The sequence below is a fragment of the Gordonia sp. YC-XJ4 genome (assembly GCF_059511865.1).
Map to the genome: position 1 here is coordinate 5,322,437 of NZ_CM183447.1, position 11,633 is coordinate 5,334,069.

15 protein-coding genes are annotated in these 11,633 nt (G+C 68.3%); 3 read left to right on the forward strand and 12 right to left on the reverse strand.

Translation table 11 applies throughout. From position 1 onward, the window contains the following. The first annotated feature begins 43 nt into the window (after positions 1-43). Positions 44-1,081 carry an ABC transporter permease gene (locus tag AC5ZH6_RS23700; RefSeq protein ID WP_496167898.1) on the forward strand — a complete coding sequence of 346 codons (1,038 nt, stop codon included), beginning with the start codon at positions 44-46 and terminating at the stop codon, positions 1,079-1,081. 100 nt (positions 1,082-1,181) lie between these two features. After that, positions 1,182-1,655 (forward strand): DUF2231 domain-containing protein, encoded by a 474-nt coding sequence (locus AC5ZH6_RS23705; RefSeq protein ID WP_006367950.1) that lies wholly within the window; start codon positions 1,182-1,184, stop codon positions 1,653-1,655. 29 nt (positions 1,656-1,684) lie between these two features. On the opposite strand, the gene AC5ZH6_RS23710 is transcribed toward AC5ZH6_RS23705, so the two are convergent. The 8 genes from AC5ZH6_RS23710 to AC5ZH6_RS23745 form a co-directional block, all read right to left on the reverse strand. Then, the gene (locus AC5ZH6_RS23710; protein WP_496167899.1) at positions 1,685-1,912 is read right to left on the reverse strand and encodes a ferredoxin; all 228 of its coding nucleotides are present in this window, start codon (positions 1,910-1,912) and stop codon (positions 1,685-1,687) included. Beyond that, positions 1,912-2,994 (reverse strand): NADH-ubiquinone oxidoreductase-F iron-sulfur binding region domain-containing protein, encoded by a 1,083-nt coding sequence (locus tag AC5ZH6_RS23715; RefSeq protein ID WP_014361672.1) that lies wholly within the window; start codon positions 2,992-2,994, stop codon positions 1,912-1,914. Before AC5ZH6_RS23715 ends, AC5ZH6_RS23710 begins: the two co-directional genes overlap by 1 nt. Continuing rightward, positions 2,991-3,566, reverse strand: a complete 576-nt coding sequence (locus tag AC5ZH6_RS23720) for a ferric reductase-like transmembrane domain-containing protein (RefSeq protein WP_014361673.1) — start codon at positions 3,564-3,566, stop codon at positions 2,991-2,993. Before AC5ZH6_RS23720 ends, AC5ZH6_RS23715 begins: the two co-directional genes overlap by 4 nt. Further along, the gene (locus AC5ZH6_RS23725; RefSeq protein ID WP_014361674.1) at positions 3,566-4,537 is read right to left on the reverse strand and encodes an FAD:protein FMN transferase; all 972 of its coding nucleotides are present in this window, start codon (positions 4,535-4,537) and stop codon (positions 3,566-3,568) included. The genes AC5ZH6_RS23720 and AC5ZH6_RS23725 overlap by 1 nt, the downstream gene beginning before the upstream one ends. Next, the gene (locus AC5ZH6_RS23730) at positions 4,534-4,812 is read right to left on the reverse strand and encodes a hypothetical protein (RefSeq protein ID WP_014361675.1); all 279 of its coding nucleotides are present in this window, start codon (positions 4,810-4,812) and stop codon (positions 4,534-4,536) included. Before AC5ZH6_RS23730 ends, AC5ZH6_RS23725 begins: the two co-directional genes overlap by 4 nt. A gap of 142 nt (positions 4,813-4,954) precedes the next feature. Beyond that, complete coding sequence (locus AC5ZH6_RS23735; protein ID WP_014361676.1) at positions 4,955-5,386, reverse strand: PPOX class F420-dependent oxidoreductase; 432 nt, start codon at positions 5,384-5,386, stop codon at positions 4,955-4,957. Positions 5,387-5,424: 38 nt separating this feature from the next. After that, positions 5,425-6,261: an SDR family NAD(P)-dependent oxidoreductase gene (locus AC5ZH6_RS23740; RefSeq protein WP_014361677.1), complete on the reverse strand. Its 837-nt coding sequence runs from the start codon at positions 6,259-6,261 to the stop codon at positions 5,425-5,427. A gap of 48 nt (positions 6,262-6,309) precedes the next feature. Further along, complete coding sequence (locus AC5ZH6_RS23745; RefSeq protein WP_014361678.1) at positions 6,310-6,771, reverse strand: cupin domain-containing protein; 462 nt, start codon at positions 6,769-6,771, stop codon at positions 6,310-6,312. Positions 6,772-6,908: 137 nt separating this feature from the next. Here AC5ZH6_RS23745 and AC5ZH6_RS23750 point away from each other — a divergent pair, with 137 nt between their 5' ends. After that, positions 6,909-7,916: an acrylyl-CoA reductase family protein gene (locus tag AC5ZH6_RS23750; RefSeq protein ID WP_014361679.1), complete on the forward strand. Its 1,008-nt coding sequence runs from the start codon at positions 6,909-6,911 to the stop codon at positions 7,914-7,916. 21 nt (positions 7,917-7,937) lie between these two features. Here AC5ZH6_RS23750 and AC5ZH6_RS23755 read toward each other — a convergent pair whose 3' ends face one another. The 4 genes from AC5ZH6_RS23755 to AC5ZH6_RS23770 form a co-directional block, all read right to left on the reverse strand. After that, positions 7,938-8,972 (reverse strand): GGDEF domain-containing protein, encoded by a 1,035-nt coding sequence (locus AC5ZH6_RS23755; protein ID WP_288336091.1) that lies wholly within the window; start codon positions 8,970-8,972, stop codon positions 7,938-7,940. Positions 8,973-9,064: 92 nt separating this feature from the next. After that, the gene (locus AC5ZH6_RS23760; RefSeq protein ID WP_014361681.1) at positions 9,065-9,925 is read right to left on the reverse strand and encodes a metal ABC transporter permease; all 861 of its coding nucleotides are present in this window, start codon (positions 9,923-9,925) and stop codon (positions 9,065-9,067) included. Continuing rightward, entirely contained in the window at positions 9,925-10,818 is an 894-nt protein-coding gene (locus AC5ZH6_RS23765) for a metal ABC transporter permease (RefSeq protein ID WP_094601169.1), read from the reverse strand. The genes AC5ZH6_RS23760 and AC5ZH6_RS23765 overlap by 1 nt, the downstream gene beginning before the upstream one ends. A gap of 7 nt (positions 10,819-10,825) precedes the next feature. Next, the gene (locus tag AC5ZH6_RS23770) at positions 10,826-11,629 is read right to left on the reverse strand and encodes a metal ABC transporter ATP-binding protein (RefSeq protein ID WP_094601170.1); all 804 of its coding nucleotides are present in this window, start codon (positions 11,627-11,629) and stop codon (positions 10,826-10,828) included. Positions 11,630-11,633 lie beyond the last annotated feature (4 nt).

Consider the following 11,633-nt stretch of genomic DNA (forward strand, 5'->3'; position numbering starts at 1 on the left):
CTGACTCGCGCGGCAACACCACCGGCTCCCCTACGCTGGGACGGTGCGCATCCTGGAGCAGACCGCCGAGAAGTGGCGTCGTTTCCGCGGGTCGCGTTTCCTCCCGGCGACCGTGGTCACCCTGCTGTGCAGTGTGGCGGTTGCCCTGTTCGTCGGTTCCTACACGTACGCGACGGCCAATCCCCGGCCGGAGACCATCCCGATCGCCGTCGTCGGCAGCCTTCCGACCGCACAGTCACGAATGCTCGAGAGTGATCTCGAGGACGCGATCGGCAGCTCGCTCGACATCACCTCTGTGGCCGACCGGGCGAGCGGCGCCGAGCAGCTGGCCGAGCAACGGGTGTTCGCGATCGTGGAGATCTCGACGCCGAATCGGCTGATGACCCTTGATATCTCGAGTGCATCGGGTCAGGCGGTGGCATCACTGCTCACCGATACCCTTCCGCCCGCCGCGCAGCGGGCCGGGTACACGGTCACGGTTCGGGACCTGCATCCGTTGCAGGACGGCGACCCGCATGGTCTGACGGTCTTCTACATGACGATCGCGGCGGTCGTCGTCGGGTTCGTCGGCGCCATCCAGCTCGGTGTACACGCGGCCGCGCTGAAACCGTGGGAGCGTATCGGATTCACGAGCGCCTACTCACTTCTGGGCGGGCTGTTGGTGACCTTCACCGTCGACCGGGTGGTGGCCACGCTCGATCTGCCGTTCTTCGAGGCCTGGTTCATCGTGGCGTTCACCATGTTCACGAGCGGCATGATCTTCACGATGTTCAGTTCGCTGATGGGCCGGTGGGCGATCCTGCCGACGTGGGCGGTGATGATCCTGCTCGGCAACCCGTCGTCGGGCGGTTCGGTGGCGTGGCCGCTCCTACCGCGCATCCTGGCGAGCATCGGTGGGTGGCTTCCGCCGGGTTCGACGGTCAGTGCCTTGCACACCGCCATCTACTTTCCCCATCACCAGCACGCGGCACCCTTCGTGGTGCTCGCGGCATGGACCGCGCTGAGCACCGCAGTCTATCTGGTCCAACAACGCCGCTCCCTTGCTGTGGTGACCGCCGCGTCCGCCGACGCCGCGGCCTGACGGCCGGTCACCCCGAGCGGATTCACCGGATCGCCAAAACCAGCTGTGGGTATCGGCTTTTCAGCGATTCTTCAGCGGACGAGCGCAACACTTCTGGCCCATGGACACGATCAACGGTATCCCTGCGCATCCCCTGTTCGTTCACCTCGCGGTCGTGGCGATTCCGCTCGCCGCACTACTCGCCGGCGCCAGCGCGGTCTGGCCGAGCGCTCGCCGCCGTCTCGGCATCCTGCCGCCACTCGTCGTCACGATCGCCGTCGTCGTGACCCCGCTGACCACCTCGGCGGGCGAAGCCTTGCAGAAACGTGTCGCCGCCAACCCCGACCTCCTCCGCCATGCCGAGCTCGGCGATCAGATGATCGCTTGGGTGGCAACACTGTTCGCGCTCACCGTGCTGTGGTGGGCGGCGCATGACGAGCGCATCCTGGCCCGTGTGCCGTGGCGGCCGTCGGCTCGGGTCATCCGGATGACGACGGTCATCCTGGCGGCGGCGACCGTCGTCGTCGCCGTCGGCACGCTCGTGATGGTGGTCCTGGTGGGCGACGCCGGCGCCCGGTCGGTGTGGGTGGACTGAGCACGCTGTCACTCAGAGCACGCTGTCACTCACCGCCAGCGCAATGCCCGCACCGGACACAGCCGGATCGCGGTGGCACCGAGGTCGGGGTCGACGTGCTCGTCGTGCACGATGGGGTATCCCCACTCGTCCGAGGTGAAAGCCGGCGCCAACAGCTCCGAACAGATCCCGCGCCCCTCGCAGGCGATCCGGTCCACGGTGAGCCGGGCATCGGTATCGGGTGCGGCGATTCCGGCGAGACGATCACGGATCGACATCACGCGACCTCGCCATCGGTGGTGGTCGAGAACGCGGCGAGCGCCGGCAGACGGTGACCGGCCACTCGCAACGCGGATTCGACGAACCCGGCCACACCGTCGGGATGACGGCACGCCCCACGCCCGTGCAGCAACGACAGTCGCCGGGCGAGCAGTCGGCGGTCCGCGACGGTTCCGCGACCTTCGATCACCCGGTGCACGACCTCGGCCAGTGCGGGTAGACCGAACACGCAGGGACCGCATTGTCCTGCGGACTCGCTGATCGCCCGTGCCACCACACCGGCCACCAACCCCCAGATGTTCGTGTGGGCGGGAACCGCATGGACGATCGCCGGACCGACTCCCAGACCGTGCGGACGCAGACCTGCACGTGACCATCGCACCGTCTGCGCCACCTGAGTCGGGATCAGACCACCGCCGACTCCGTTGAGCCACAGGAACTCCGAAGGCCCCGTCGGCCCGCCCGCCAGATCGAGTAGGTGGGCGAGGCTAACCCCGGCCGCCGTCTCGTACACACCCGGGCGACGGACCGCGCCACCGATGGTGACCAGCCGGGGTCCCGGTTCGTCGTCGGTACCGTACGACCGGAACCACTCCGGCCCGCGCCGCGCGATCTGCTCGATGCGCCATACCGTTTCGGCGTTGAACACCACGGTGGGGGCGATCGGACGGCCGGCGGCGTCGCGGGCGCCGGAGGTGATCGGCGCGAATCGCATGAGGGGCTGTGCGGGACCACCGGCGGCGAGCGACGCCAACGACGATTCCTCGGACGCCACATAGCGATTCGGCACCTCAAGCCACCTCGCCCCGGCGGCCTGCAGCCGGGCGAGTGTGTCCGATCCCCGGTGAGCGGCGATCACCGTGTTGTCCACGGCAATGCGATGCGCGGCCGCGCGCACCTCGTCGAGATGTCGCGCGATCACGGTGGCGTCCTTGGCCGCTCCCGACTCCCCGTCACAGGCATTGATCACCAATATCGCGTTGCGCTCCTGCGCGGCACGCAGTTTGATCGCTGTCGAGAAACCCGCGCCGCCGCGACCGCCGAGCCCTGCGCGGGACACCAGGTCGACGAGATCGGTCATGTCCACTCCCGCATCGGAATCGCCGATCGAGACGGTCGGCTGTGCGCTGTCAGCACGGGTTTCAGGAGACGCCATACCACGGCCAGCGCAGCGAGCACCGTGGCGCCGATGGTGATCCCGGTGAGCACCGGGGTATCGGAGGCCGCCATCAGGAGTCCGTGGGTGAGTGCGCACACCGCCACCGCATAGGTGGCCCAGTGGATGGAGCGCCACCACCGCTCGGGAATTCGGTACCGCAGAACCGAACTCACGATCACGGCGAGTGCGAGGTCGGCGGCGACGGTTCCGAACGCCACGTCCATCCGCTGATAGCCCGATGCCAGCGGCATCAGTGTGGCCCACCAGCCGACATGCACATAGGTGTCGAGGACCGCGGTGAGCACGTGCACCCCGAGGAACACGATGGCCGCCATCGCGAGTGCGCGATGCACAGCGGTCACGACCGTCGTCGTGCGCGCCGACCGGATGCCATCACCCGCGGTGAGTACGCCGAGTACGAGCACTCCGGTGAACATCAGCAGGGTGATCACCCCGGCGGCTCGCGAGAAGTACCACAACCAGGTGCTGTCCATCAGATCGCCTCACCGGTCGAGGCCTCCGGCCATCCGGCGACCCGATACTCGTGGCCGTCGTGGTCGACGAGAAGTGCCGGTATTCTCCTGCGCGTCAACCACTCCGGTGCGTCGTCCGCGGCGATCACCGCTGCCGTCGAGGCAGCGTTGGCGAGGACGGTGTCTGCGGCCATACAGGTGACCTGCGCCCACGGTGTTCGCGCCGGTGTGCCGGTGCGGGGATCGATGATGTGGTGCACGATCCGTGCGCCACGCCGCCAGGTCCGCACGCGAGTGGACGAGGTGGCGAAGGCCTGATTGGCATGGACACGCACCGTCTGTCGGGTGCGGCCGGTCCAGTCACGCACGCCGATCCGCCATCCGTCGCGCGGAGGTGTTCCGGCACAGCCGATGTCGCCGCCGAGGTCGACCAGCACACCGACACCGACATACTCGGCGATCCGATTCGCACTCCGTTGCGCGGCATGAGACTTGGCGCTGGACCCGAGGTCGAGCATCGTGCCCGCCAGCAGGGTGAGTCGACATCCGGTGAGCCCGATGCGGGGTGTCGGAGTGGGCTGGGGGCGAACGGGTTCCGTCGTGGTCTCGCTACTGCGCACCACGTCGAGGTCGGCGTCATATCCAGCGGCCACCAGGGCAGCACCGGTCGCGGGAGTCACCAGGCCGTCGGTCAGGTTCTCCACGCGCTGCGCGACGGTGAGGAGTTCGGCCAGTTCGGGTGACACGGTCACCGTCAGCTGTTCGCGCCCACCGCCTGCCGTCGCCGCTGCCAGACCGTTGGTGCGAGACAGTTCGGAATCGGGACGAAACCGCGAGGCGACCAGGTCGAGCTGTGCGAGCGCGACGACGAGGAACTCGCGTGCCTGCGGCAGGGCCGCCGGCTCGGTCACGACCACCCGTACGTCGGTGCCGATCGCGCGCAGCGATGACGCGTACACCGGCCGTCCGACGTCGGTGGTGGTGGCGGTCATGACGCACCCGTGTGGGCGTGCGGGGCGCTCTCGGTGGTCTGCGCGGGAGCGGTCGGCGTCCACCCCGATCCGTCGTTGTCACCGGTGTCCGGTGACGACGACGTGGTCGGGGCGGTGGTGCCGGTCGGGGCGGTGGCGCCGGTCGAGGTGGTCGCGGCGTGCGAATCGCCGCTCAAGGCCAGTCCGCCGGCGATGGCGCCGGTGGCGACGACTGCACCGGCGCACACCCCGGCGGTGATCCATCGGGCATGAACAAGGGGTGGTGGGGTGGGCACGGGCAACTCCTGGCACCGCCGGGTCGTTCACCGTGATCGACAGGTCACCGGCGGTTGTCCACTCATTGTGCGAAGCGTTGCTGAAGGGCCGCTGAATGCGACGTTCCAGCTTGCTGTCCTCCCCGGCCTCTCGGTCCCGCGGTCAGTCGCCGGTCGGTGACGCCTGATCGTTGTCCTGCATGGCACCCCAGCCGTACCACCGCTGCACAGCCATCAGCGCAGTCGTCCGGGGCCGCTCGTGGTCGGGGTACGGCCGGCCGCCGTAGTGCCGGGAGATGCGGTCGATGTCGGCGAACCCGTCGTCGGCGCGGAAGTCGACGACCTCGCCGATCAACGTCACGTGCGTGTACCAGCTGTCTTCCGCGAGGACCGTCAGCGTGACCCGCGGGTCGTTGCGCAGATGCCGCAGCCGGACGCGTTCGTCGTCCATGTTGAGCAGCACGTGGTCGCCGTCGAGGAGGTACCACGTGGCCGCCGACACGGGTGCGCCGTCGGATCGTACGGTCGCCATGACTGCGGGGTTGGCCTTGGCCAACAACTCGCGGGCGGCCTCGGGAAGCGGTGGACGGGACATCTGATCTCCTCGGAGTGGTTGGTGTCATGGTGGAACGGTCAGCCGGGGTCGACCCCCACCAATTGTGCCGATGCCGACCACAACCCGTCGATCAGTCGTTGATCGTGAGCCTGACGGTTCTCGGGTCCCTTGGCTTTGTGCCGATGAAAGTACACCCCGTTGATCTCCGGGTCGGGGCCGCGGCGGGCCAACTCGATCAGCGGTTGCGCACCCTTGTCGGGCGTGATGGTCCCGATGTGGCGCAGCGGCGTGCGATACAGGAGTCCGACGAACGCCGAGTCACGGCCGAAACTCGTCGCCGCGGGACCGGGATGTACTGCGGCGGAGACGATTCCATCGTCAATCCACCGTTGGGCGATGCCACGGGTGAACAGGATGTTCATCAGTTTCGCGGTGCCGTAACAATGCAGACCGATGGGGCGTCGGCGTCGGTAGTCCAGATCGGACAGGTCGACGTGACCGGCCAGGTTACCGACGCTGGCGGTGTTGACCACCAGGCAGGCGTCCGGCGCCGCCAGTCGATCCCGGAGCAGATTGGTGAGCAGAAACGGTGCGAGATGGTTGATCTGGAAGTTGGGTTCGTGCCCGTCGGGCGTGGGGTGCCGGGGATCGAAGGTACCGCCGGCGTTGTTGAGCAGTACGTCGATGTGGTCGGTGTGCTCGCGGATCTTCTCGGCGAGCCGGCGGACGTCGTCGAGTTCCGCATAGTCGGCGGTGAATCCCACCGCACCGGTGTCGGCGGTGACGGCGTCGAGTTTGTCGGCGGAACGGCCGACGAGGATCAGGTCGATATCAGGTGCCGCAAGGGTTCGGGCAGTGACCGCCCCGATGCCGTCGCTGGCACCGGTGATCACGATGGTTGTGCGTGGACTCATGGAATGGCAATCACTTTCGGCGATGAGGGGCGTCGGTTGCGTAACGCGTCAGCGCGGCGCGTCGCACGCCGGTGCGGCCGCATCCTCGAACAGCGGCTTGCCCAACGGGATCAGGTAGAGCACGTCGAGCACCACCGGTTCGGTACCGAGGTTTCGCCCGATGTGAGTATTCACTTGTCCTGCAGGCTCTTTGATGATGTCGCCGGTGCGGTAGACGACGGGTGCGCAGTCGGCGCCGGGATGGGTCAGCGTGCCGGCCCGCACCAACCCGATCAATTCCCCGTCGTGATAATGCCACCCGGTGCTTCCGCCGGGTGCGATGGTGATCTCCCGGACCGCCACATGCACCCCACGCGGCACGAACGGCAGCAGGTCGGCGGGTATGTCACCTTCGGCCAGGGTCACCGCCGTGACACCCGACGACGGCGTGGCATGCGCTGCTGCGGGCACCAGGGCCCCGAGCGTGGCCAACGCGGCGAGGACGACCAGGACGCGGGTGAGTGACCTCATGTACGGACCGTACCCGGACGCAATCGGCAGCGGGAGCGATTGACGGGGCCGATGCGCGACCACCGGCCCTGTCCTCCCGCGCACCGGTGCCTACCATCACTGGAGAAGCGACCATCAACGCCCAACGGAGGACCACGATGCCGAGCACGCCCGACAACTTCACCGCCCTGCTGGCCACCGAAGCCGACGGACAGATCTCCCTCGACCGAACCACGTTGTCCGCGAACGATCTTCCCGACGGCGAGGTGACGATCGCCGTGCACTACTCCGGCGTCAACTACAAGGACGCACTGGCGGTCACCCCGCGCGGCGGGGTGGTCCGCACGTATCCGATCGTCCCGGGCATCGACGTCGCCGGGGAGGTCGTGGCCTCCGATCACCCCGATTTCGCCCCCGGTGATCGGGTCATCGCACACGGCGGACCGATCGGCACCGAGGCCAACGGCGGCTACGCCGACCATGCGCGCGTACCCGCTGCACAGGTGGTCGCGCTGCGATCACTGAGCACCCGCGAGGCCGCCGCCATCGGGACCGCGGGCTTCACCGCGGCGATGAGCGTCGCCGCGCTACTCGATCACGGCGTGCGCCCCGACGACGGACCGGTGCTGGTCACCGGCGCTTCCGGCGGTGTCGGCGCGGTGAGCGTCGATCTTCTCGCCGGGGCCGGCTTCACGGTCACCGCGTCGAGCGGTAAACCCGACGCCGAATCCCTGTTGCGTGAACTCGGGGCCACCGAGGTCATCGGACGGCTCGTGGACGAGGAGACGAAGATCCGGCCGCTCGGCAAGTCGGTGTGGGCGGGTGCGGTCGACTGCGTCGGCGGCAAGACCCTGGCGTATGTCCTGAGCACCATGAACCACAGTGGTGCGGTCGCCGCGAGCGGACTCACCGGCGGTGCGGATCTGCCGACCACGGTGATGCCGTTCATCCTCCGCGGGGTCGCACTGCTCGGAATCGACTCGGTGCTCATCGGCGCGGAGCTGCGCCGGTCGATCTGGTCGCGCATCGAAAGCGATTTGCGCCCATCGCATCTCGACCGCGTCATCAGCGAGATCGGACTCGAGGAGCTGCCCGCGGCGCTCGAGCAGATCAAGGCCGGTAAGCTCACCGGCCGCACCGTCGTGCGGGTCCTCGGCGACGGGTGACACCGGCGGCGAAAGCCGGCGTCACGGGGGCGGGGTGCCCGCCAGATCCACACTCTCGATGCGCGCCCCGCCACGCGCCTTCGCCCGATACATCGCCTCGTCCGCGGCGGCCAGCAGATGCCAGGCGGTCGAGGCGTCCATCTCACGCGGTGCCCGGATAGACACGGACGCCACCCCGATGCTGAGGCCGACCGGCGCGATCCCAGGAACCGTGACGCGCACCGGCATGAGTGCTGTCGTCGCATCCAGTTCGTATGCGGCGCCGAGTGCGAGGAACACCGCGAACTCCTCACCGCCGTTACGCGCGACGGTCCCGGCATCTCCGACGGCTTCGACGAGCGCCTGTGCCACGGCTACCAGCACTCGGTCACCGGTATCGTGGCCGTGCTCGTCGTTGACCGACTTGAAGTAGTCGACGTCGATGACCATCGCGCCGAGGACGCCACGGGGCTGCGTCCGGGACACGGATTCGACGTAGCGGTCGAGGCCACGGCGGTTGGCAATGCGTGTGAGCGCGTCGACCTCCGACAGTCGGGCACGACGCCGCTGGGAGGCCCACACGATCTGGATGGTCATCGGTAGGCCGAGTACACCGGCGATCACCACGTCGGTGCGGGCGATGACGGTCGGCCAGTTCAGACCCTCGCGCACCGACAAGGCCGCCATCGACAAGATGAATCCGAGGACGAAGACGACGTGGACACGCATCCACGAACGCGGCAGATAGAACGTGAAGAACGCTCCGGTCACGGCAAAGAGGACGCACCCCACCAGCGCCTCACCCGGGTCGGCGAAGGTGATCAGCACCGACGCGGTCCCGACGTCTGCCCAGATCCCGAAGGCTCGTGCGCCCACGCCACGCGTCATGACGTCGCTGACGAACCAGACCATCGCCACGACGACATCGACGACGATGCACGCGATCACCCACGCACGCCCGAGGCCGCCGACCGGCCCGCGCGTCGGATCGAGCAGCGTCACCGCCGCCACCACCGCGAAGTTCAGCGTCGACAAACCCACCGTCGTGCGCGTGATCCTCTGGAGTGTGGAACTCAACCGTCTCCCCGTCGGCCTGATGGATGGGCTAGAGGATAGCGAACCACCGATCCGCGGACGTATAGACGACCTAATTCACAGCGTGAGGACTGTCAGGGGGTGGCTGTGGAGTACCTGCGCGATGTCCGCAGAGGTCGATGCCGTTCTCGCTCGGCCCGTCCGACGCGTCGTGACGAAAGGACGCCGACAAGACGTCCGACGATGTACATCGCGGCACAGGTCGCGGTGACGAAGAAGCCGATCGGCCAATCGGTCTGCACGGACAGGACGATGGCGGCCCACACCGCGCCGACCGACAGCAGCACCGAGGCCGCGATCGACCGACCCGGGCTGCGGGTGAAGCATCGGGCCGTCGCCGCCGGACCCACGAGCAGGGCGAACATCAGTAGGGCCCCGACGATCGGCACGCTCATCGTGGTGGCACATGCCAGGACCAGCGCGAAGGCCATCGAGGTGTACCGGGTGTCGACGCCGTGACCGGCCGCCATGTCGGGTAGCACCGAGCCGAGCAGCAGCGGCCGGTACACGACGGCCACCGTCAGCACACACAGCGCACCGAGAACCACCATCGGGACGATGGCGATCGTCGACACTCCGAGGATCTGCCCGAACAGCAGGGCATACACCTGCGACGAGTATTGGTCGCCACGGCTGAGGAAGAACTCACCGAGCCCCAACATGAGCACGAGGCCCAGCGCCGTCGCCACGTCACGTCGGGCGCGCGCCCCCAGCGCGGAGATCGTCACCGCACCGGCGGTGGCCGCGACACCCAGACCGAGGAGTGGGTTGGCGCCCACCAGGACCGCGGCCGCGGCGCCGGCGAAGGCACCGTGCGGAACCGCATGCGCCAGAAACGAATCCCCGCGCAGCACGACGAAGAACCCCACCACACCCGCGATGATCCCGACCAGGGTGCCGGCGATCCAGGCATTGATCAGAAACGGCTCGAACATCAGCTCGGCACCGGTACTGCGACGGGGACGTGGCGTCGGCGGCCTGCCGATACCACGCGCGCGAGGAGGTAGGCGAGGAACACCAGCGTCACGATGCAGAAGCTGACCGGCCAATTGCCGTGCGTACCAGCCCAATAGTGGCTCTCATAGGAGAGCAGACAGCCCAGCCAGGTGGCGGCCACGCCGAGAACGACCGAGAGCAGGATCGCGGTGGACAACCGCCGGGTCACCAGCAGCGCGGTCGCCGGTGGCCCGATGAGCAGCGCGGTGGACAGGATGACGCCGATCGTCAGCGACGACAACTCCACCGCCAGGGCCAAGGCGATCAGGAAGGCGCAGCCGGACAGTCGAACTCGCACGCCGGCGGCGGTGGCGAGGTCATGGTCGACGAGGTCGAGTTGCAGCCACCGGTACATGGCTGCCACCAGGGCGAGTGCGACGAGGCCGAGGGCGACGACGACCGGCACCAGTGCCCGATCGATGACGAACAGCGATCCGAACAGCACCGACACCGTGGCGTCGTGTGCCGCGCCGGAACCGTTGGTGGTCGCCAGATACAACAGCAGCGAGGTCAGGCCCAGACCGAACCCGAGGATCACCCCGGTGGCCACGTCGCGACCCTGGATACGGCGAATCCCGATGGCCTCCATGAGAAGTGCCGCGAGAACGCCGGCCCCGACGAATCCCCAGAGCTGACTGATACCGAGGAGGAACGACGCCGAACCGCCGACGGCGCCGAGATCGGCGAGTGCGTGACCGGCGAAGGACTGCCCACGCACGACGGTGAAGACGCCCACGACGGCGGCGACCGCGGCGACGAAACCACCCACCAGCAATGCGGTCTGGACCGATTCGGTGGTGAAGAACCCGGTGAACCACTCGTTGCTGCTCATGAGGCCCCTACACCCCGAGCTCGTCGTGCGTGACGAGCCCGGGCGACGACATCCGGTCGTCGGCGAGCACCAGGATTCGCCCGTCGGTGCGGATGACGCGGATGGGTCGTCCGTAGAGCCCGCTGAGCACTTCGGTGGTGATCACCTCGTCGGGGCGGCCGTCGACGGCCGTGCCGCCGGCGAGGTACACCACGCGATCCATCACCGGCAGGAGCAGATTGATGTCGTGGGCGGTCATCACGATGCTCACCCCCGTGGTGCGGCGCAAGGTGTCGAGGAGATCCACGATGTCCGAGGCGCTGCCGGGGTCGAGGCCGGCCAACGGTTCGTCGAGGAGCAGCAGTTGCGGTTTCCGGATCAGCGCGTGCGCGAGCAGGACGCGTTGCTGTTGTCCCCCGGAGAGCTCGCCGATGCGCTTGTCGGCGAAGCGCGACGCGCCCACCGCGTCGAGCGCCTCGTCGACGACGGGCCGTAACCTGCTGCGCCGCAGCGGTATACCGAGTCGCCCGCCGTCGATGCCGAGGGCCACGATGTCGCGGGCCCGCAGCGGGGTGTCGGCGTCGACGCCGACCTTCTGCGGGAGGTACCCGATCGCGCCACGCGGGGGCCGATGTACCTGCCCGGAATGCGCCCGCAGAACTCCGAGCAACACGCGCAACAGCGTCGTCTTCCCGGCACCGTTGGCGCCGATCAGTCCCACGAACTCTCCCGGCGCCACCTCGACGGAGACGTCGTCGAGCACCGGCTGGCCGCCCAGACTCACCCGGATGTTGCGCGCGGCGAGCACAATCGAGTCCGCGGGCCCTCCCACCGGC